Below are 20,571 nucleotides of genomic sequence, written 5' to 3'. Positions count from 1 at the left end.
ATAAAATCATAAGTGAGCATGATTAAAATTAAAAAATATGCAGCAATAGATATCGGATCAAATGCCATGAGGCTTCTGATATCGAATGTTGTAGAACAAGAAGGCAAAGAACCTCAATTTAATAAAAGTTCCCTTGTTCGTGTGCCAATTCGTTTGGGGCAAGATGCCTTTACAGTTGGTGAAATCTCAGAAGAAAATATAGATCGAATGGTGGATGCCATGAAAGCATTCAATCTTTTGATGAAAGTACATAAAGTAGAACGTTATATGGCGTTTGCCACTTCGGCAATGCGTGAAGCTTATAATGCCAAAGAAGTGGTGGCTTTGATTAAGAAAAAAGCCGACATAAAAATCGAAATTATTGATGGTAAAAAAGAAGCGGCCATAATTGCTTCTACAGATTTGCATCATTTGCTGAAAACAGATGAAACTTATTTGTTTGTGGATGTTGGCGGTGGAAGTACCGAATTTACCCTTTTCTCTGATGGAAAAATGATTACTTCCAGATCGTTTAAAGCAGGAACAGTTCGTTTGTTAAATAATATGGTTCATGATGTTGTTTGGGATGAAATCGAAAAATGGATCAAAACCAACACGGAAGATTATGATGAAGTAACCTTAATTGGTTCTGGTGGAAACATCAATAAATTGTTTAAAATGTCTGGAAAACAGCAGGAAAAACCGCTATCGTACATTTATATCAATTCACAATATGCCTTTTTAAATTCACTGACTTACGAACAAAGAATCGCCGAATTAGGTTTAAACTCTGACCGTGCCGACGTTATTATTCACGCAACGCGTATTTATTTAAACGCAATGAAATGGAGTGGAGCACGCCAGATTTACGTTCCAAAAATCGGACTTTCTGACGGAATCGTAAAAGCAATGTATTACGGAAAAATATAATTTTTAAATAATTTTTTTGCCACGAATTTCACTAATTTTCACGAATTTTTTTTTATAAATAGGAATAAAAAATTAGTGTAAATTTGTGAAATTCGTGGCAAAGTTTTTTAATACAATACATTTAAAATGAACAAAACAAGACTTGAAGCTTTTAGTGATGGTGTTTTAGCGATTATCATCACCATTATGATTTTAGAAATCAAAGTGCCTCACGGAGTTGAGTTTGCTGATCTAAAACCACTTATTCCAAAGTTTCTAAGTTACATTTTGAGTTTTATTTATGTTGGAATTTACTGGAATAACCACCATTATCTACTTCACAGTTTATCAAAAGTAAACGGAAAAATACTTTGGGCAAATCTTCATTTATTGTTCTGGCTTTCGCTAATTCCCGTCGCCACAGGATGGATGGGAGAACATAATTTTGAAAAAGCAGCTATGGCTTTTTACGGAATCATATTATTGCTTTCTGCGATTGCGTATGTAATTCTTCAAAAATATGTTGTAGATGTCGAAGGAAAAAATTCTGCATTAGCAAAAGCGTTGGGAAAAGATTTAAAAGGAAAAGCTTCTGCAGTTTTATATACCGTTGGAATTGTAGTGTCGTTTTACAACGAATGGGTTTCCGGTGCAGCTTATTTTATCGTTGCCATGTCCTGGTTAATTCCGGACAAAAGAATCGAAAAAGTTTTTACTAAATAGACTGTTTATCAGTTTTCGCCAAGAATTTTTATTCTCAAAGATTAGCAAAAATAATTCGTGAATTAGTGGCGAAAAAAATATTAAGTATGTAAATCCAAACCGAAGGTAGAACGTAATAATTCGATATTTGGATTGATTTCCAGTAAACGATTGTATCGATCCTGATCGCTAAAACTTCTTTTGGTTTGTATTGTTTCATTTACAACAATTTCAATTGTAATATCGTGATTGTGCAAATGTCCTTTTAAATGTCCTAAAAGCCCGTTAAGCTGACTTTCAAAATCTAATTTAGAACCTTCATTTGGTAATTCAAGCGTGATAACAGTTCCGTTTAAAGTTGGATCGTTAATCAATAATAACGACTCCATGATTTTAAAGCCTTTTTCGCCTAATCGCTGTGCATATTTGTTCCAATGCAATAACATTTCGGTTTCTGTAAATTCTTCTGTAGGCAAAACCGAAGATGGTTTTACATACGATTTACTGCTTTCTTCCATTGCCTTTTTGGCACGAATGCTCGCCAGAGAAAAAGCAGAAACTTTTGTTTCATTACCAATTGTTGCTCTTGGAGTTTCGGGAGTTTGGATAACTGGAGTTTCGACTTTTGGCGGTGAAACTGTTTCTTGTTTTTGAGAAATTTCAACTTCGGTTGAAGTTGTCGGATTTTCGGTTTTAGATGTTGAATTTGCTACTTCAGTCTGACTTTCAACCTTTGGCTTTAAGTCTTTGACTTCAACTATAGAATACCCTCCGTTTTTAAAATAAGTAGGCGGAATTATGAATTGCTCAACTTTTTTTTTTCTCCATCAAAGTTGATAGAGGCTAATTGCATCAAACATAATTCGACTAAAAGTCGCTGATTCTGACTCAGTTTGTATTTTAAATCGCAGTCATTTGCAATGTCAATTCCTTTTAATAAAAAGTCTTGTGAACATTTTTGGGCTTGTACACCATACATTTGCTGCGCTTGTTCACCAACCTCAAGTAAACTTAAAGTTGCAGGAGTTTTGCTTACCAATAAATCTCTGAAATGTGAAGCTAAACCGGCAATAAAATGATGTCCGTCGAAACCTTTGGAAAGAATTTCGTTGTAGGCAATTAATAAGTCAGGAATTTTATTTTCTAAAAGTAAATCAGTAATGCTAATATACGTTTCGTAATCTAAAACGTTTAGGTTTTCGGTTACAGCCTGACGCGTTAAGTTGGTTCCGCAATACGAAACAACACGGTCAAAAATAGATAAAGCGTCACGCATTGCACCATCAGCTTTTTGAGCAATAATGTGCAAAGCATCGTCTTCAAAATTAATTCCCTGACTTTGAGCAACGTCAGCTAAATGTTCTTTAGCATCTTTTACCGTGATTCTCTTAAAATCAAATATCTGACAACGAGATAAAATCGTTGGAATAATTTTGTGTTTTTCTGTTGTTGCTAAAATGAAAATAGCATGTTTTGGCGGTTCTTCCAATGTCTTCAAAAAAGCATTAAAAGCTGCCGAAGACAACATATGAACCTCGTCAATAATATAGACTTTATATTGACCCGTTTGTGGCGGGATTCGAACCTGATCAATCAGACTTCGAATATCATCAACAGAGTTATTTGAAGCGGCATCTAACTCAAAAACGTTAAAGGCAAAATCTTCATTTGGATCGTCGTATCCGGGCTGATTTATTTTTCGTGCCAAAATACGCGCGCAGGTAGTTTTTCCAACTCCACGCGGTCCGGTGAATAAAAGGGCAGAAGCAAGGTGATTGCTTTCTATGGCATTCAGCAAAGTGTTGGTAATGGCTTTTTGCCCCACAACATCCTTAAAGGTTTGCGGGCGATATTTACGAGCCGATACTACAAATTGTTCCATATTCTATTTTATTCGATAGCAAATATAGTCTGAAAATTACCAAATCACAAATCTGAAAATCATAAATCTTTCAGGGATTTTTGAGTGTTTTGAATATGAGAAACTAACAGATAATTTTAACAGTAAACCTGACGGAATTGAACGCTGATGATGCGGATTCGCTAAAGCGAAAACGCAGATTTAGACGGATTTTTTCTTTGTAAACTTGTCTTCCTGAGCGGAGTCGAAAGACCGCAAACATAATCGACAATCAAGTCTTTGCGAGGAACGAAGCAATCTCACTAGCCATATAAACTTTTGGAAATTGAACGCTGATAAAACGGATTCTCTAAAGCGAAAACGAGGATTAGACGGATTTTTTAAAATTGGAACAGTAATAAATTAAGATAATTTAAGCATTTTTTCCTGTAAAAATTGGTATTTTTAAGGATAGCTAATTTTGGATTTATCCTAAAAACTTATTTTATGAGAAAGTTAAAATTACAAATGAATATGACTCTTGATGGATTTGTTGGAGATCTTAAAGGGCAATTGAATTGGATGCTGCCAGAAGTCGATGAAAACCAAATACACTATTTGCACAAACTTACAAATAGTATCGACACCATAATTTTAGGACGCGTAATGGCAACAGAAGGAATTCCGTATTGGGAAAGTGTGGCTAAAAGTAAAAGCAAAAATGAGGAAGTGGCTTATGCTAATTTATTCGTAAAAACTCCAAAAATAATTTTTAGTAAAACCTTAAAAAACTTTGAAGGCGAAAACACGTCAATTGAAAAAGGCAATTTAAAAAAAGCGATAGCAGAATTAAAATCAGAATCTGGAAATGACATAATGGTATACGGCGGTGCAAGATTTGTTTCGTCTTTAATTGAACAAAATTTAATAGATGAATTGCACTTGTTTATTCATCCTGTGGCAATTGGAAATGGTCTGACAATTTTCAATAAAAAATCTAAGTTTGAATTAGTAAAATCGGAAACTTATAATAACGGGATTGTTTTGCATTTGTATAAGGCTTTTGAAAAGTGATTTTATTGTTTTTTTCTTTTTAACAGAATGGAAAAAAGGCAATTCTATATCTTTCTGAACAACAGCGTTATTGGAGCCGGCAGCTAGATGTCTGAGCGACGTTAAAGGATTTTCATTATTAACGACAATCAAAGTCCTTGCGAGGAACGAGCAATCATATAAAGTTTATAAAATTTACGGCGTTACCAATAGTTTTTTAAAGACTGGATTATTTTAATTTATATTTTTGTTTTAATTCAATGTGTTTATTATCAATGTTTAAAGAATAATTTCAATAACGAATTCTTTATTAAATGTCCAACCAAACTAAACAACTATCTATGAAACTATTTTTATTGACCATATTATTAATTACAACATCTATTGTTAAATCTCAAACCACAACACAAACAAGTCCTGTTTACCAATTGCGTATTTATGAAATTTTTGAAAATAAAAAGAAAGAATTTCATGAGCGATTTCGGGATCATGCAATGCGAATAATGAAGAAATACAACTTCAATATCAAGTCTATTTATGAATCAAAATCAGATAAGAAAACAGAGTTTGTTTATTTTTTAGAATGGCCAAATGAAGCCACAATGAAAAAAGCCTGGCAAGATTTTAAAACCGATAAAGAGTGGATCGAAATTAAGAAACAATACACGGCAAAATATGGCGATGTAGTTGGAAATGTCGAAGATCGAATTTTGACAAAGGTTGATTATTCTCCGAATTAAGGTTAAAAAAGAATCGCCCAATTTCGATAGTTATCGGGGCAAAGGCTTAAAAGATTAAAAAAATCTGCATGATCTGCTAAATCTGCGTGAAACAAAAAAATGCGAATTTACAAGAGATTTATTGTGGCAACAAAACAATTTCAAAATGAAAAAAGTAATTCCAATCATAACAGTAAACGAAACCGAAGGACAAAAACTAAAAATTGCCGGAGGAAATTACCGAATCATAATCTCAGGTAAACAAACTGATTGGAAATATGCTGTGATCGAAATGTCAGTTCCGCCGGGTGCGGGGCCAAATCCGCATGCACATCCTGATTTTACGGAAACATTTTTTGTATTGGAAGGCGAGGTTTCTTTTAAATCAGAATTAGGCAGTTATATTGCTAAACAGAATTCGTTTGTTAATATTCCGAAAGGCGGAATTGTTCACGGTTTTAAAAATCTAAGTGATAAACCTGCAAAACTTTTATGTACGGTAACTCCGGCCGGATTAGATGATTTGTTTGTGGAAATGACGGATTATATGGAAACAAAAACGGATAATGAAATCGAAACTAAAGAAAAAATAAACTCGATTTTTGAAAAATACGGACAAAAAATGTTTCCTGAAAATTATTTAGATTAATATATAAGTTTTTAACTACAAATAAGTCAATGTATTAGCTTTAAAAGGCACCAAAAAGCTGGGAAAAATATAAAAATTGTAGGATTATTATGTAATATCTAATGTTTTAATTCGTTTAACTTTATTAGTAAATAATTAAAAATATCTATTATGAAGATTAAATCAATTTTATTAGGAATGGGTCTTGCTGTTTCATTAGTAGCTTGTGGACCTAAAGATGCAGACATTCAAAAAGAAATCAGTGCTAAATTAAGTAATACGCCAGAAGTACAGGTAACTGTGGAGAAAGGTGTTGCGACAATTACAGGAATTTGCAAAGACGATGCATTGAAGCAAAGTGTTGAAAGTTCTATAAAAGAAGTTAAAGGAGTAAAATCTGTAGTGAATAACTGCCAGATTGTAGCGCCTGAAGAAACTGCGGCAGCGGCTGTTATCATTACTCCGGATACTGAATTGGATAAATCTTTAAGTGAAGTAATAAAATCTTACGATGGTGTGAGTGCTACTGTAGTAGGTGGTGTTGTAACGCTTACCGGAGAAATTAAAAGAAGTCAATTGCCAAACCTTATAAAAAGCGTTCAGGAATTGAAACCTAAAAAAGTCGATAACAAGTTAACTATTAAATAAGAAATTATGAGTTTACAAGATAAATACAAAGAGTTAACTGATTTGGCGTCTAATTTAGGGATTTCAAATTTACAAGTTAGAGAGCAGGATAATGTATTGTACATCGACGGTACAGCAAAATCTGCAGATGATAAAGAAAAACTTTGGAATGCTTACGGAAAAATTGATCCTGATTTTAGAGCGGGAGATGTAGTTATGAATATTGAGGTTGCCGAAGGAACAACAACCGATTATACAGTTGTAAGCGGAGATTCATTATCAAAAATAGGAAAAGCACATGGCGTTTCATGGCAAACTATTTATGAAGCCAATAAAGATATTATTAAAAACCCAGACGTTATTCAACCGGGTTGGAAGTTAAAAATACCAACGGCATAATTTGATTTTTACGTTGTTTTTAAAAGTCTGTCATTTTAATGATGGACTTTTTTTATGGGAAATTTATTCAATATATAACTTATGCAAAATTAAAATTATGGAAGAAGAAGAAAACCGTTTGATTATTTTAAAAGATGCAATTCAGAAAGGAATTGAGAGTGGAAGTGCTGAAAATTTTGATCCTGTCAAATATCTTGAAAGTTTAAAAGTAAAGAAAAGATCAGAGGCTAAATAGTATCAAAGTTTTTGTCCTTGCGAGGAACAAAGTAATTCGTTTGCTAATTAATTGTTAGTGTGGTTGCTTCGTTCCTCGCAATGACTTAGATTGTGGTTAATTGTTTTTAAAACATAATTTTTCTTATAAAACCTAAATCCCTAGCCCTGATGGGAGCGGCATCCTTTTTCTGGCTTCTTTAGCCGGGAAAAGATACAGCGGACAGCAGGAAACAGCTCCTGAAAAACTACCTTCCTCTAATACTTAAATCGAATAAAAATTTTGCGGTTTCCTGATCGGAGTCGGCGGAGAAACCTGCAACGTAAACGCCTTTTTTGCCTGATGTTGATTTAATTCCGTATACAACTGCCTCATCGCCCGGGTCCGAATCCCCTTCGTATCGATACACATGAACAATTTCAAATTTTTCAGGATTTTTTTTAATCACGTCTGCGTTCAGATTAAAATCACATGTAAATCCTTTTTCATTCAATTGATCTAAAGCCTTAGAGACAGTTGCGTAATGATACATTTTCGCCATAATAAATGAATTTAAAAATTAAGGATTTTAAAGGTAACTAATTTAAAATTAAAATGTTATGAAAATTTTATAAAAATCCGAAATTTAAACTTTCGTTTCTTCGTTTATAAATCGCTACTTTTGCCGCGCAGACCGCCTTATCGTCGTTCCGTTTATCGGGAGGGAGGAAAGTCCGGACACCACAGAGAAGCATAGCGGGTAACACCCGTCGGCGTTAGAAATAGCGCAAGGACAAGTGCAACAGAAAGTATGTACAGGTAATGCTGTAGTGAAACCAGGTAAACTCTATGCGGTGAAATACCAAGTATATCAGCATTTAAGGGCTTCTCGTCCGTTGTTGAAGGGTAGGTAGCTTGAGTTCCGAAGTAATTCGGAATCTAGATAAATGATAAGGCTCTGATTTATCAGTGACAGAATCCGGCTTACAGGTCTGCATTTTTTATATATTTGTGAAGCTCTAATCTAACTTCATGAATATAACTTCACCAAAACCTGCCTCTGCCAAAAAAAGTACTTTTAAAGCAGTAATCACTAATCTTACTTTTTGGGTTTTAATCGCAATTATTGCGGGTGTTTTGCTCGGACATTTTTCGCCTGAAAATGGGGTGAAGATGGAAATCATCGGGAAAACATTTGTCGATATTATCAAATTATTTATTGGACCCATTATTTTCCTGACAATTGTTTTGGGAATTTCCGGAATGGGAAATCTTAAAAAAGTAGGTCGAATTGGTGTCAAAGCTTTAGCTTATTTTGAAGTAGTTTCTACCGTTGCTTTGGCAATTGGCGTGGGAGTTGCGTATTTTTTTCAACCCGGAAAAATTGACAAATCAGGATTGACTTTGCAAGATCCGAGTAAATATACTACTCATGCGACTGAGCATTTCTCGTGGCTGCAATTTTTTCTTTCGAATTTTACGCTTCAGGTTTTACTGGCGGCGATTGTTTGTGGAATTGCTTTGAATTTTTATCAAAAAAGAGAACAGACCATTTTGGTGCTGGAACGCTTTTCAAAAGTCGTTTTTACAGGATTAAAATATGTCATGTATCTGGCGCCACTTGGTGCTTTTGGCGGAATGGCGTACACAATTGGTAAATTTGGTTTAGCAACTTTGATTCCGCTTGGTAAATTGATGTTGTGCGTTTATCTGACAATGGCGTTGTTTGTATTTCTGGTTTTAGGAAGCATTCTGAGATACTATAAAATAAGTATTCTTTCAATTTTAAAATACATCAAAGAAGAACTTTTACTTGTTCTGGGAACTTCGTCTTCAGAAGCTGCTTTGCCAAGTATCATGGTAAAACTGGAGCAAATGGGTTGTAGTAAATCGGTTGTTGGTTTGGTGATTCCCACAGGATATTCGTTTAATCTCGACGGTACTTCGATTTATTTATCGATGTCGGTTATATTTCTCGCGCAATTGTATGATGTGCATTTGAGTTTTTTCGAAATCCTGAGCGTTATCGGAATTTTGATGATTACGTCAAAGGGAGCAGCGGGCGTTACAGGAAGCGGATTTATTGTTCTGGCGTCGACTTTGACGGCTTTGCATAAAATTCCCATCGAAGGTTTGGCTTTTTTATTGGGAGTTGATAAATTTATGAGCGAAGCAAGAGCGATTACAAATTTGATTGGAAATACGGTGGCAACGATTATAATTTCGAAAACAGAACATGATTTTACGGAGTTGAATTTGGAGCGTGTTTTGGAGGAATAACTGGTTTGCAGATAATGGAACGCGGATGAGACGGATTCGCTAAAGCGAAAACGCGGATTAAACGGATTTTATGTGATATTTATGTCTGCTTTGTCATCCTGAGCGGAGTCGAAGGAACGCAAGAAACTCCGCATAGAAAATCGCCAATCTTTGGCGAGCTACTTGTGTTCCTTCGACTCCGCTCAGGATGACAAGCGGTTCAGACACTGTTTTATATTTAATGGAATTTGGACCTTAGCGATAGCGAACGGGCGAAGCAATTTTTTAATTAGAATTTATGAAAACAAGAATTGGAATTTTAGGACTTGGCGGTGTTGGCGGATATTTTGGCGGACTTTTGGCAAAAGCCTATTCTAAGTCTGCAGAAGTGGAAATTATATTTATCGCTCGCGGTGAAACCCAGAAAGCAATTGCCGAAAACGGTTTAAAAATCATTACAGACAGCACTGAAACGGTTGTTCGCCCAAAAATAATTTCGAATAATCCAGATGAAATTGGTGTTTTGGATTATTTAATTTGCGCCACAAAAACCTATGATATAAAGGAAAGTCTGACTTCAATAAAACAATGTATTATTCCGGAAACCGTAATTCTTCCTTTGTATAATGGTGTCGATGCGCCAGAGCGTATTCAGAAAATATTTCCTAAAAATGATGTTTTGCAAGGCTGCGTTTATATCATTTCGATGATATTTTCACCGGGAACAATCAGGAAAATCGGCTTTTATGAAAAGTTGTTTTTTGGTTCAAAAACGGCTTCAGTTTCAAGATTGAATGAATTACAAAGCATTTTTGAGAAAGCTAAAATAGAAAGTTACCTGGTAGAAAATATTGAAGAAACTGTTTGGGAAAAATTCATCTTTATTTCTGCATTGGCTTCTGCAACTTCTTATCTGAATCAGAATATTGGTGAAATTTTAAGTAAAAAGAAATCTAAAGCAATCTATGTAGAATTATTGCAGGAAATTGAAGCTGTTGCAAAAGCAAAAGGTTTACAATTACCCGAAGATATTGTAAACCAAACTATTGTTAAACTCGAAAAATCGCCTAAAGAAGCGACTTCATCGATGCATAGAGATTTAAATTCCGGCAATAAGACAGAAGTTATTTCGCTAACGCAATTTGTTGTAAATGAAGGTATAAAGTACGGCGTAAAAACACCACTTTATGAAAAAATAGCTAATGCTTTGGTCTAAAGTCTATGATTCGTCTTTTGTTGTACGAACTAAACTGATGCCGGACATGAAAAAAACGATTCCCAATATACCGTAAATAATTAGCGATTTAATATCTCTTGTTTGACCGGAAGTGCCGGAAAATATAACTGCAGTATAGATAAGACCTGCTATTCCCAATATGGTAAGCACTGCTCCGAAAAATCTTTTAAGGTTCATGATTTATGTTTTTTAAGGTTTAGTTCAAATGTACTTTATAAACACTTTTAAACTCTTATACAATTGTTAATGAAACTTATATGATTTGCAGTAAAAAAATGCTTAGGATTTCTGTATTTTAAATTCCAAACCAATATTACGAACACTTTCAATGCTGATATTTGGATCGGAATTAAAATATTTTCTGAGCCTGCTGATAAAAACATCCATACTTCGGCCTGAGAAATAATCGTCTTTTTTCCAGACAGACATTAAAATTTGATCTCTTTTTAATAACTGGTTATGGTTCAGATATAAATACTCAATAAGTGAAGCTTCCATTTCTGTAAGCTGCTGAATATGATTTTTATTATTTAGTGTTAACCTTTCATTATCAAAGATATAAGAACCAATTTCAATTATATTATTTCCTTCCAGACTTCTCTTTTGTTCAATTCTCTTTAGGATATTCTGCAAACGGAGAATGAGTTCGTCGACTTCAAAAGGTTTTACGATATAGTCGTCTGCACCTAGTTTTAATCCAATGATTTTGTCTTCTTTTAATTTTCTTGCCGTTAGAAAAATAAATGGAGTCTCAGGATTGATTGTAATTATTTTTTCGGCCAGTGAAAATCCGTCCAATTTTGGCATCATGACGTCAAAAACGCAAATATCAAAAGTCTGGCTTTTAAAATAATCTAAAGCTATTTCTCCATTTTCTGCCCAGGTTACTTCAAATTGATGCAATTCTAAATATTGTTTTAAAATCGCAGCAAAATCAAGATCGTCTTCAGCTAAAAGTAATTTTTTCAAAATAAGGTAATTAAACTTTTAATAAAATAGTAAACTGAGTTCCTTTTCCCAGATCACTCACAACATTAACAGAGCCCTGATGTGCTTTTATAATTTGATCAACATAATACAATCCTAAACCTAAGCCTTTTGTATTATGAAGATTTCCTTGTTCTACGCGATAAAATTTCTCAAAAAGCAGTGATTGTTTTTTCTTTTCAATTCCAATTCCGTCATCTTCAATACTTATCGAAAATTGATTTTGAATTATTCTCGTTTTTATCGTAATCGTATTGGAACCATATTTTACAGCATTTTCCAAAACATTTAAAAAAGCGGTTGTCAGATGAAATCTGTCTAAAACCAAAATTGTTTTCTGCGTTTGAAAATCAGTTTGAAGATTGATATTTGGAAAAGTAATTTTAAAATCATTTATAATGGAAAGCAGAAAATCTTCAGTTTCTATTTTCTCTTTTTGCAATTCAATTTCGTTTTCTGCTAATGAATTCGCCATAACCTGATCGATTAAGTTTTGTAAACGATTGTTTTGGCGCGAGATGGTATTGACAATTGCAGTAAAATTTTCATCGTTTTCACGAATGTTTTTTTGCTCCAAAATTTTGGTTGAAATGCCCAAAGTTGCCAAAGGCGTTTTGAGTTCGTGCGTAATATTATTGATAAAATCAGTTTTGACATCGCTAACTTTTTTCTGTTTGATCAAAGCTCTTAAGGCAATTACAAAAAGCGTAATGAGCGTTAAAATCGAAAATAAAGAAAGAATCAAAACAAAAGTCATTCGCTTTAAAACAATCATTTCCCAATCGATTACAGAAACATACATCGAATCTTCAGTCAGTAATTTATAATCCTGATTTTCAAAAGTTCCGTTTGTCGTTCCAACATAACTCCGAACCAGAAAAGCATGATTTAAAGAAGACAGATTTCCGTATAATTTATTTTGGATAAAAGGCTTTTCAGAGAAAATAGTATCTGCTTTTTTTGTGTTTTGGTACAGAATAAATTTATTTAATACGATAGCAAAATCTATTTTCAGATTCGGTAAATCCCTTTCAAATTTCCGTTGAATTTTTAATGTCAAGGCATCCCGAAATTCATTTGCAAGAACACTATTTTTTAGGTCAATTTTAGTCTTTTTTCCCTGAATATAATTTTCTGATAATTGTTTGTAAAGTGCTTCTTTTTTTGAAACAATAACCGAATCGATATCGCTGTAGTTATTGGAGATCTGAGCGATTTCGTTTTTGATTTCCGTATGAAACTGCGCCACTTTATAATCGTAAGTCGTTTTTACCAAATAGCATTGCACCGTCGATAAAACGATCAAGGCGATGACAGAAAAAGCGATTAATAAATTGATTCTTTGTTTCATGGTTGTATTGTTAGCACACGGATGACGCGGGTTAAACTGGTTTTCACAGATTTTTTTATTTTTCACGCAGATTTAAAAGTGATTTAAGCAGATTAAAATTAATCTCATTAATCTGCCAAATCTGCAGAATCTGCGTGAAATTAATGACGCTGATTAGTAAAATCCTCAGGCAAATTTTCAAGTCAAAAATAATGCTTTTATGGTTTCAAAAGCACGTTAACTCCGCATTAACCTTCAATTAACCTACAGAACTCTTTTTTAGAATCACTTTTGCAATGTTTTAATCTAAAAATCAATCTAAAGATGAACCTTTATTTGCCTTTAAAACTTTTTCTAATTTTATTATTGTTTTGTTTTTCTTTCGTCGCAAATGCGCAAAACGAAACGCCAAAAGACAGCATTTCGAATAAATTAAATGAAGTTATAATTACTCAGAATAAAAAAACATTTTCTAATCAAAACGGAAATATAAAAGTGGATGTTGCCAATTCTGTTTATAATTCGATTCCAAATTCAGTTGATTTACTGTCAAAATTACCAACGGTTCAGGTGAGTTCAGACCAGGAAAGTATTACGGTTATTGGAAAAGGAAATCCGCTGATTTACATCGATAATCAAAAAGCAGGCATAAATGACTTGAATGCTTTGGCTGTCGCCGATATTAAAACGATCGAAATTATTCAGAATCCATCTTCGAAATATGAAGCCGAAGGACGCGCTGTCATTTTAATTACCAGAAAGTTTAGCAAGAAAGATAGTTTTAAAACCGAGATTTCTGAAGTCGCATCGTTCAAGAAAAATTTCAATAATTATCTGGGATTTAATTCCAGTTTCAAAAAAAACAAACTGGAACTAAAAGCTAATTTTAATTATAATCGATTAAATCCGTGGGAAGGTCATAGTATTGATTATCAAATTCCAAGTGCTGAAATTGCTTCTAAATATGATGTAACGGCTGATACAAAAAGAAAGCAATATGTTTTTGGTGCAGGTTTATTTTATAAAATAAACGAGGATGATTATTTTTCGTTCAGCATAAACAGTAAGCTGCAATCTGATACTTTTCCAATTAATACCGTAACTGATAATAAGAATAAAGAGGTAGAAAATAATGTCGTAACTTTTACGGATAATGAAAGCAAAAAGAATTTTGTAAACTCCTTTTTAAATTATCAGAAAAAAATAAAATCAATTGATACGCAGGTTTTTACAGGTTTGCAATATTCTAATTTTGATCAGCGATTGTTTACGGAAGTAAATAATAATTTTAATAATACAGCATTTGAATTGTCACAAATCAGAGATCAGAAATTTCAAATTAATTATTTTTCGGGAAGAATTGATATAGAGAAAAAGTTTAAAAATGAAATGAAATTTGAAATAGGAGGATTGTATTCATCCGCAGAATCCAAATCAGATGTGACTGTTTTTGATACAGAAACGAATGAAAATGAATTGAGTTATTATGATTTTAGAGAGGAAAATTTATCCGGTTATACGCAAGTATCTGGAAAAATTAAAAAAGCTGATTTTTCGCTTGGTTTCAGAATCGAAAATTCAAATGTAATTGGAAAATTCAGAACGGATGAATTGCCATTATTGAATAGAAATTACACCAATTTTTTTCCTAAAGCGGAATTTACATTTCCAATAGACAGCGTTAAAAGTATTTCTGTTAACTATGCCAGAAGTATTTCCAGACCCAATTATTCGTCACTAAGCCAGGGAGCGACTTATATAAATCCTTATTTTTTGTATTCGCGAAATATTAATTTGGGACCAACAATTGTCAATGAAATTTCGACCACTTTTCAATATCATGATAAATCGGTTAAGTTAAGTTTTAGTGAAGCTAAAGATCCGGTTTACCAAAGTTTTTCTTTTGATAATCAGAATAATATTATGACACTTAAGGATGTAAATTATGAAAAAAGTTCAGGATTTACTGTTGATTTTACGCTGCCGTTTACCTATAAATTTTGGACAGCAGCTAATTCCCTCATTTTTATTTTAGAAAAGATTGAAGATCATTCGGCAGCATTTCTGGATTCAAAACCGTATTTATATTATACTTCAAATAATGAATTTAAACTTCCAAAAGGATACACTTTTATGTTGAATTTTTGGGGATTAACAAAACAATATACAGGTGTTTTTGAAACAAGTCCGAGATTTATAATGGATTTGGCGATTTCAAAAACGTTCTTCAAAAATTGGAATTGCACATTAAGCGCTAATAATATTTTTAAAAATAATATTCAAAGTGAAAAATTCACTATCAACGGTATCAACTCAAAATCAAGATATGTTGTTGATAATCATCTGATTTCAATAGCAATAAAGTATTCTTTTGGAAAAGTAAAAGATGCTGAATTTAGAGAGAAAAACAACGACGAAAATCAAAGCAGAGTTAATTAATTTAAATTTCTAGTCGATCTTGTGTAGTCCCTACGGGACAAAAAAACGGTAAAAATAAATTGATTTCTACCAATATGTAATCTCTCCGAGATATTTTTCATTACTACGTTAGCAGTTAAATATTGGTAGATTAACGAATGGCACACCGTGGAAATATCCCGTAGGGATTATACTTCTTCGCTTTATATAAAAAGCAAAGTTCGCAAAGCTTAATGAATATAACTTTGCGAACCTTACGTAAACTTTGCGAATCTTAGCGGTAAAAAAACACTTAGTTAATAAAACGAAATTACCCTTCGTCGTCTTCAACAATTTTTAAAGGTGAATCATCCGAAAGTTCTTCATCATCGTCTGTAGAATTTAATTCGAAGAAACTAAAAAACGAACCGCCGTAACTTTTCTGAAAAGAGAAATTACTCAAATGCTCCATTTTAGTATATTTTGAATGTTCGATAATCATCATTCCTTCGTCGTTAAGCAAATCTCTTTCGAAAACCGTTAAAACAATTTTTTCAAACGCAGCCTGATCCAATCCGTATGGAGGATCGGCAAAAATAATATCGTAAGATGTTTTAGCATTGTCGAGAAATTTATAAACATCGCTTTTTGTTGCAGCAATATCAAAATCATATTCTGATGAAACCTGTTTGATGAATTTTACGCATCCAAAATCGCCATCAACAGACGTAATTGGTGCGCTTCCGCGTGAAGCGAATTCAAAACTAATATTACCGGTTCCCGCAAATAAGTCTAACACCTTTAAGCCGTCAAAACTAAAATGATTATTTAAAACATTAAACAATGCCTCTTTACTCATATCAGTCGTAGGTCTTACAGGAAGGTTTTTTGGCGGAAAAATGCGGCGTCCTTTGTATTTTCCTGAAATGATTCTCATGATTGAAATAAGATATAATGTTTTTGATTCTGAGCTGTTGAAAAGTTATTTTTTTCCTGTAAAGTGCTTACATCCAAGAAAGAAACATTGCGTATGTATTTGTATGCGATGGCGTAATACGGATCGTTTTTTTCGATAGTACCCAACAATTCAAGTGGAAAAGTTTCCGGGTTTAAACTCAACTGTTCGGCTGTAAAAAGCAAATAATAGATAAAATCTGTTGGAGTTTGATATTCGAATGAATTGAATAACAATAATTTTTGATTTTGAACCACGATAATTTCAAAATGACCAACATTAAAATTGACAATCATTTTTTTATCGTCATTGTTTTTTGAACCTTCTAAGATTTTCTCAATCAAAATACTATTCGCATGTTTGTAATCAAACGAACCAACCTGATCGATCAGGAAATTGTTGATGTTCACATACGGAATATAAACAGAATTCATTTCGTAGTTTGAAATCTGATCGTAAGTAAAAAAATCAGTTTCAAAAACCTTCGTTGTATATTGTAAATAACTTCCCAGATAATGTTCGTCAAAAAGTGCCATTGGTACAAAAGTCGAAAGATTATTATTGTGAATAACCATGATTTCGTCGTAAGTATCCTTTAATTCAAAATATTTTTTAAAATTATCATGATATAATTCTTCTATTTTGGCCGTTTTTTGAGAAGGATCAAATTGAACTTCATTAAAAGAAGTAATCGTATTATTGAGTGTATCAAAACAACAAAATGAAAATCCGCTCAGAGAAACCTGAATCGAAAGTTTTTTGTATTTTTTTGATGTAATATTAGTATTTTGTAAAGACATAACTTGATTTACAATTCGTTACCTGATTAGTGTCAAGAAAGAATTTAATTCGATCACAAACTTACAAATTAAAAAGGAACAATAATAATTGCAATTTCAAAAATCAAATTTAAATAGATTTTAAAACAAGGTTAAGAAAAAGTTTTTTTAATATTTTTTTCACCATGTAAGTTATATAAGTTCAATTAAGCAAAAACGCAATTTCAAGAATGCTTAAATTAAATGAACTTATATAACTTATATGGTTTAAAATTTTGAAATTGATATTGAATTTTGACATTGACATTGCCATTTAAAAGCCCGTACTTTGTATTTCAATTTTTCCCTATGAATTCATCATTGTTTTACGGCATTTTGCAAAAAAGATTTCCGTTTGCACCCACTTATAAGCAAGATATTTTTTTTCAAAAAATCGCTATTTTCTTAACTGATACACACAACGATACCATTTTTGTATTGAAAGGATATGCCGGAACGGGAAAAACAACCGTGATTTCTACGATTGTAAATAATCTTGGCGACATCCATAAAAAGTTTGTTTTGCTGGCACCAACAGGCCGCGCCGCAAAAGTAATTGCCAATTATTCGAATACGCCGGCTTTTACAATTCATAAAAAAATATATTTTCCTAAAAAATCAGCTGGTGGAGGCGTGGCTTTTACCAAACAAGTCAACAAGCATAAAAACACCATTTTTATTGTCGATGAGGCCTCGATGATTTCAGACAGTACTTTAGACAGCGGTTCGCTTCTGGATGATTTGATTAATTATGTATATTCCGGAAGCAATTGCAAAATGATTCTTTTGGGAGATACAGCGCAGTTGCCGCCGGTAAATTTAGATATTAGTCCGGCATTAGACATTCAGACTTTGGGCGTTCATTATGACAAAGAAATCGAACATATTGAACTTGATGAAGTTATGCGTCAGGAAGAAAGTTCGGGAATTTTATTCAATGCAACCGAATTGCGTGAATTGCTGAAAGAAAGTTTTATTACAGAGTTTAAATTCAATGTAAAAAAGTTTAAGGATATTGTTCGTTTAACGGATGGTTATGATATTCAGGACGCGATAAATACAGCGTACAGCAATTATAGTATTGAAGATACGGCTTTTATCGTTCGTTCAAATAAAAGGGCAAATCAATACAATGAACAAATCAGAACCAGAATTTTGTTTAAGGAAAGCGAACTTTCAGTAGGCGATTTTTTGATGGTGGTTAAGAATAATTATTTCTGGCTAAAAGAAACCGACGAAGCAGGATTTATTGCCAACGGAGATATTATTGAGGTTTTAGAATTATTCGGAATCAAGGAATTATACGGATTTAATTTTGCGAGAGTAAAAATCAGAATGGTAGATTATCCGGATCAGAAACCTTTTGAAACGGTTTTGCTTTTGGATACTATTAAAAGTGAATCTCCATCGCTAACGTACGAAGAATCAAATCGTTTGTATGAAGAAGTGATGAAAGATTATGGAGAGGAGACGACAAAATATAAGAAATTCCAAAAAGTAAAAGAAAACGAATATTTTAATGGTTTACAGGTAAAATTCTCGTACGCCATTACGTGTCATAAATCGCAAGGAGGGCAGTGGAATACCGTTTTTATTGAACAGCCCTACTTACCAAACGGAATCGATCGCGATTACATCAGATGGCTTTATACAGCGATAACGCGTGCCAAAAATAAATTATATTTGATAGGATTTAAAGACGAGAGTTTTGAAGAATAAATTTTTCCGCCACGAATTCACGAATTTTATTTGAATAATTCGTGAATTCGTGGCAAAAAAGAAACTTTAGCAAATGACAACACTAAACGATTTACATTCGATTTCATCTACGTTTTCGAATACAGATAAAATGCCGGTTTTGTTTTTAGGACACGGAAGCCCGATGAACGCGATTGAAGAAAATCAGTTTGTGGCGGGTTTTCGTAATCTGGCTAAAACATTGCCGCAGCCGAATGCCATTTTGTGCATTTCTGCACATTGGTTTACAAACGGAACCAAAGTAACGGCAATGCAAATGCCAAGAACAATTCATGATTTTGGAGGATTTCCGCAAGCGCTTTTTGATGTGCTATATCCTGCAAAAGGAAGTCCGGAATTAGCTCATGAAACTAAGAAAATCTTAGAACCCGTAAACGTTGATTTAGACGAACATTGGGGTTTAGATCACGGCGCGTGGAGCGTGATCAAGCACTTATATCCGGAAGCGAATGTACCGGTAATTCAGTTGAGTATCGATTATACTAAATCAGGACAATATCATTTTGAACTGGCGCAGAAGTTACAATCATTGCGTCATAAAGGCGTTTTGATTATTGGAAGCGGAAATATTGTTCACAATCTTCGTTTGGTTGATTTCAGAAATTTTGATAAAGACAATTACGGTTACGACTGGGCAATTGAAGCCAGAGAAACTGTGAATAATTATTTGCTGGATGGAAATTTTCAGCCGCTGATTGATTTCGAAAAAATGAGTAAAGCCGTTCAGGTTGCGATTCCAACGCCTGATCATTATTTGCCTTTGCTGTATACTTTAGGTTTAAAAGAAAAATCAGAAGAATTAAGTTTGTTCAATGATAAATTATTAGCTGGATCATTAAGCATGACCTCAGTAAAAATCATGTAAAAAACTAAAAAATAAACTTTGTGAATCTCTGTGAAATCTTTGTGTATCTCTGTGGTAAAATTATAACACAAAGTTGCACAAAGATTTACACAGAGATTCGCAGAAAAAAGAATAGAAAATTAAAAGATATTTATAATGAAAATAATAGCGGTAATCCCGGCGCGATATGCATCAACACGATTTCCTGCAAAACTAATGCAGGATTTAGGAGGTAAAACGGTAATATTAAGAACTTATGAAGCTGCGGTTTCAACAAAATTATTCGACGATGTTTTTGTTGTAACGGATTCAGATTTAATCTATGACGAAATTGTTTCTAAAGGCGGAAAAGCCATTATGAGCATCAAAGAACACGAATCAGGAAGCGACCGAATTGCAGAAGCCGTTGCTAATCTTGATGTTGATATCGTGGTAAATGTTCAGGGTGATGAACCTTTTACAGAATCCGGACCTCTGGAGCAGGTTTTGTCTGTTTTTAAAAATGATACCGATCGCAAAATTGATCTGGCTTCGCTTATGCGCGAAATTACAAATGAAGACGAAATCAATAATCCTAATAATGTAAAAGTTGTTGTAGATCAATCGCAGTTTGCGTTGTATTTTTCTCGTTCGGTAATTCCGTATCCAAGAGATAAGGATGTTGGTGTTCGTTATTTTCAGCACATCGGAATTTATGCTTTTAGAAAACAGGCTTTGTTGGATTTTTATAGTTTACCAATGAAATCTTTGGAAGCTTCTGAGAAGTTGGAGCAACTTCGATATTTAGAATTCGGAAAACGTATTAAAATGGTAGAAACCACGCATGTTGGAATTGGGATTGATACGGCTGAGGATTTAGAGAAGGCGAGGGCTATTTTAGCGGCTAAGTAGTTGCGAGATGGCACACGGATGATACGGATTCGCTAATGCGAAGGCG

Annotated in this window: 23 protein-coding genes and 1 other RNA gene; 16 read left to right on the top strand and 8 right to left on the bottom strand. The window is 33.4% G+C overall.

What is annotated here, in order from left to right; translation table 11 throughout:
• The first annotated feature begins 18 nt into the window (after nucleotides 1–18).
• Nucleotides 19–909 (top strand): Ppx/GppA phosphatase family protein, encoded by an 891-nt coding sequence (locus AC3QL1_RS19365; protein WP_492493776.1) that lies wholly within the window; start codon nucleotides 19–21, stop codon nucleotides 907–909.
• A 126-nt stretch (nucleotides 910–1,035) separates the two neighbouring features.
• A complete protein-coding gene (locus AC3QL1_RS19360; protein ID WP_492493775.1) occupies nucleotides 1,036–1,611 on the top strand; it encodes a TMEM175 family protein in 576 nt (191 codons plus the stop codon).
• 80 nt (nucleotides 1,612–1,691) lie between these two features.
• Here the strand turns inward: AC3QL1_RS19360 and AC3QL1_RS19355 are convergent, their stop codons facing one another.
• On the bottom strand, nucleotides 1,692–2,108 hold the full coding sequence (locus AC3QL1_RS19355) for a DUF8439 domain-containing protein (protein ID WP_492493774.1): 417 nt from the start codon (nucleotides 2,106–2,108) through the stop codon (nucleotides 1,692–1,694).
• A 7-nt stretch (nucleotides 2,109–2,115) separates the two neighbouring features.
• Between AC3QL1_RS19355 and AC3QL1_RS19350 the strand changes: the two genes are divergently transcribed.
• Nucleotides 2,116–2,244, top strand: a complete 129-nt coding sequence (locus AC3QL1_RS19350) for a hypothetical protein (protein ID WP_492493773.1) — start codon at nucleotides 2,116–2,118, stop codon at nucleotides 2,242–2,244.
• A 142-nt stretch (nucleotides 2,245–2,386) separates the two neighbouring features.
• Here AC3QL1_RS19350 and dnaX read toward each other — a convergent pair whose 3' ends face one another.
• The gene (gene dnaX, locus AC3QL1_RS19345; RefSeq protein WP_492493772.1) at nucleotides 2,387–3,472 is read right to left on the bottom strand and encodes a DNA polymerase III subunit gamma/tau; all 1,086 of its coding nucleotides are present in this window, start codon (nucleotides 3,470–3,472) and stop codon (nucleotides 2,387–2,389) included.
• Between the two features lie 465 nt (nucleotides 3,473–3,937).
• Between dnaX and AC3QL1_RS19340 the strand changes: the two genes are divergently transcribed.
• From AC3QL1_RS19340 to AC3QL1_RS19315, 6 genes are all read left to right on the top strand, one after another.
• A complete protein-coding gene (locus AC3QL1_RS19340) occupies nucleotides 3,938–4,504 on the top strand; it encodes a dihydrofolate reductase family protein (protein WP_492493771.1) in 567 nt (188 codons plus the stop codon).
• A gap of 320 nt (nucleotides 4,505–4,824) precedes the next feature.
• On the top strand, nucleotides 4,825–5,223 hold the full coding sequence (locus tag AC3QL1_RS19335; RefSeq protein ID WP_492493770.1) for an NIPSNAP family protein: 399 nt from the start codon (nucleotides 4,825–4,827) through the stop codon (nucleotides 5,221–5,223).
• A gap of 145 nt (nucleotides 5,224–5,368) precedes the next feature.
• Complete coding sequence (locus tag AC3QL1_RS19330; RefSeq protein ID WP_492493769.1) at nucleotides 5,369–5,851, top strand: cupin domain-containing protein; 483 nt, start codon at nucleotides 5,369–5,371, stop codon at nucleotides 5,849–5,851.
• Between the two features lie 150 nt (nucleotides 5,852–6,001).
• Entirely contained in the window at nucleotides 6,002–6,478 is a 477-nt protein-coding gene (locus AC3QL1_RS19325; RefSeq protein ID WP_492493768.1) for a BON domain-containing protein, read from the top strand.
• 6 nt (nucleotides 6,479–6,484) lie between these two features.
• Entirely contained in the window at nucleotides 6,485–6,856 is a 372-nt protein-coding gene (locus AC3QL1_RS19320) for a LysM peptidoglycan-binding domain-containing protein (protein ID WP_492493767.1), read from the top strand.
• Between the two features lie 97 nt (nucleotides 6,857–6,953).
• Nucleotides 6,954–7,091 (top strand): hypothetical protein, encoded by a 138-nt coding sequence (locus AC3QL1_RS19315; RefSeq protein WP_492493766.1) that lies wholly within the window; start codon nucleotides 6,954–6,956, stop codon nucleotides 7,089–7,091.
• Nucleotides 7,092–7,317: 226 nt separating this feature from the next.
• On the opposite strand, the gene AC3QL1_RS19310 is transcribed toward AC3QL1_RS19315, so the two are convergent.
• Nucleotides 7,318–7,611 carry an SH3 domain-containing protein gene (locus AC3QL1_RS19310; RefSeq protein WP_492493765.1) on the bottom strand — a complete coding sequence of 98 codons (294 nt, stop codon included), beginning with the start codon at nucleotides 7,609–7,611 and terminating at the stop codon, nucleotides 7,318–7,320.
• Nucleotides 7,612–7,735: 124 nt separating this feature from the next.
• Between AC3QL1_RS19310 and rnpB the strand changes: the two genes are divergently transcribed.
• From rnpB to AC3QL1_RS19295, 3 genes are all read left to right on the top strand, one after another.
• Nucleotides 7,736–8,052, top strand: an RNA gene (gene rnpB / locus AC3QL1_RS19305) — RNase P RNA component class A.
• Nucleotides 8,053–8,081: 29 nt separating this feature from the next.
• Entirely contained in the window at nucleotides 8,082–9,329 is a 1,248-nt protein-coding gene (locus AC3QL1_RS19300) for a cation:dicarboxylate symporter family transporter (RefSeq protein WP_492493764.1), read from the top strand.
• Nucleotides 9,330–9,606: 277 nt separating this feature from the next.
• Nucleotides 9,607–10,524, top strand: a complete 918-nt coding sequence (locus AC3QL1_RS19295; RefSeq protein WP_492493763.1) for a ketopantoate reductase family protein — start codon at nucleotides 9,607–9,609, stop codon at nucleotides 10,522–10,524.
• Between the two features lie 3 nt (nucleotides 10,525–10,527).
• Here AC3QL1_RS19295 and AC3QL1_RS19290 read toward each other — a convergent pair whose 3' ends face one another.
• The 3 genes from AC3QL1_RS19290 to AC3QL1_RS19280 all read right to left on the bottom strand — a co-directional run bounded on the left by AC3QL1_RS19290 (nucleotide 10,528) and on the right by AC3QL1_RS19280 (nucleotide 12,883).
• Nucleotides 10,528–10,722, bottom strand: a complete 195-nt coding sequence (locus AC3QL1_RS19290) for a hypothetical protein (protein ID WP_492493762.1) — start codon at nucleotides 10,720–10,722, stop codon at nucleotides 10,528–10,530.
• 102 nt (nucleotides 10,723–10,824) lie between these two features.
• The gene (locus AC3QL1_RS19285; protein WP_492493761.1) at nucleotides 10,825–11,514 is read right to left on the bottom strand and encodes a response regulator transcription factor; all 690 of its coding nucleotides are present in this window, start codon (nucleotides 11,512–11,514) and stop codon (nucleotides 10,825–10,827) included.
• A 10-nt stretch (nucleotides 11,515–11,524) separates the two neighbouring features.
• Complete coding sequence (locus tag AC3QL1_RS19280) at nucleotides 11,525–12,883, bottom strand: sensor histidine kinase (RefSeq protein WP_492493760.1); 1,359 nt, start codon at nucleotides 12,881–12,883, stop codon at nucleotides 11,525–11,527.
• 303 nt (nucleotides 12,884–13,186) lie between these two features.
• On the opposite strand from AC3QL1_RS19280, the gene AC3QL1_RS19275 reads away from it, so the two are divergent.
• Entirely contained in the window at nucleotides 13,187–15,301 is a 2,115-nt protein-coding gene (locus tag AC3QL1_RS19275) for a TonB-dependent receptor domain-containing protein (RefSeq protein WP_492493759.1), read from the top strand.
• Nucleotides 15,302–15,590: 289 nt separating this feature from the next.
• Here the strand turns inward: AC3QL1_RS19275 and AC3QL1_RS19270 are convergent, their stop codons facing one another.
• Both AC3QL1_RS19270 and AC3QL1_RS19265 read right to left on the bottom strand, forming a co-directional pair.
• Nucleotides 15,591–16,196 carry an RsmD family RNA methyltransferase gene (locus AC3QL1_RS19270; RefSeq protein WP_492493758.1) on the bottom strand — a complete coding sequence of 202 codons (606 nt, stop codon included), beginning with the start codon at nucleotides 16,194–16,196 and terminating at the stop codon, nucleotides 15,591–15,593.
• Complete coding sequence (locus AC3QL1_RS19265) at nucleotides 16,193–17,014, bottom strand: DUF3822 family protein (RefSeq protein ID WP_492493757.1); 822 nt, start codon at nucleotides 17,012–17,014, stop codon at nucleotides 16,193–16,195. The genes AC3QL1_RS19270 and AC3QL1_RS19265 overlap by 4 nt, the downstream gene beginning before the upstream one ends.
• A gap of 327 nt (nucleotides 17,015–17,341) precedes the next feature.
• On the opposite strand from AC3QL1_RS19265, the gene AC3QL1_RS19260 reads away from it, so the two are divergent.
• The 3 genes from AC3QL1_RS19260 to kdsB all read left to right on the top strand — a co-directional run bounded on the left by AC3QL1_RS19260 (nucleotide 17,342) and on the right by kdsB (nucleotide 20,525).
• The gene (locus AC3QL1_RS19260; protein ID WP_492493756.1) at nucleotides 17,342–18,751 is read left to right on the top strand and encodes an ATP-dependent DNA helicase; all 1,410 of its coding nucleotides are present in this window, start codon (nucleotides 17,342–17,344) and stop codon (nucleotides 18,749–18,751) included.
• 73 nt (nucleotides 18,752–18,824) lie between these two features.
• Nucleotides 18,825–19,655, top strand: a complete 831-nt coding sequence (gene ygiD / locus AC3QL1_RS19255) for a 4,5-DOPA-extradiol-dioxygenase (protein WP_492493755.1) — start codon at nucleotides 18,825–18,827, stop codon at nucleotides 19,653–19,655.
• A 135-nt stretch (nucleotides 19,656–19,790) separates the two neighbouring features.
• Nucleotides 19,791–20,525, top strand: coding sequence for a 3-deoxy-manno-octulosonate cytidylyltransferase (gene kdsB, locus AC3QL1_RS19250; RefSeq protein WP_492493754.1), 735 nt, complete (start codon nucleotides 19,791–19,793; stop codon nucleotides 20,523–20,525).
• Nucleotides 20,526–20,571 lie beyond the last annotated feature (46 nt).

It is taken from the genome of Flavobacterium sp. GW823-FHT04A11 (genome assembly GCF_058796535.1).
The sequence above is the reverse complement of the archived record's forward strand: the minus strand, read 5'-3'. Positions and strand labels throughout refer to the sequence as shown.